The organism is Leucobacter musarum subsp. musarum (genome assembly GCF_001273845.1).
In the GTDB taxonomy this organism is placed as follows: Bacteria; Actinomycetota; Actinomycetes; order Actinomycetales; family Microbacteriaceae; genus Leucobacter; species Leucobacter musarum.
Map to the genome: position 1 here is coordinate 1 of NZ_JHBW01000024.1, position 374 is coordinate 374.

Here is a 374-nt window from a genome sequence, read left to right on the forward strand (position 1 = left end):
GGCCTATTCTGGGGCATCCGAGCACGTTCCGGGAACCGGCTCCCGCCTCTCCGCGACGACGCTGTTCCCCGTCGATGTCGTCGATATCAGCAATGCATTGCGTGAAGTTATGGCTCATATTGCATTTTGTAACAATCGTGTTTGGCCTGCGGGTTCCTCGAACCTACGCTCGGTGTTCATGACCCCCTCCCCGTCGCCGCGCCCTGCGCCGGCCTCTCGCCGACGACCCGCTCGGCTCCTCCTCACCGCCGCCGTCGTCGGACTGCTCGCCCTCTCCTCCTCCTGGGTGAGCGGCGCGCCGGCGGAGGCCGCGGTGTCCGACCGTTACAAGTACTTCGGCAGCTCGGCCTCGGGCACGAGTATCCGCACCACCG

The 374-nt window shown here is 66.0% G+C and carries 1 protein-coding gene; it reads left to right on the forward strand.

Annotated elements, in window-relative coordinates; genetic code table 11:
• Positions 1-178: 178 nt before the first annotated feature.
• The coding region (locus CH42_RS16270) for a hypothetical protein (protein WP_204374504.1) at positions 179-374 on the forward strand (196 nt) is incomplete at its 3' end.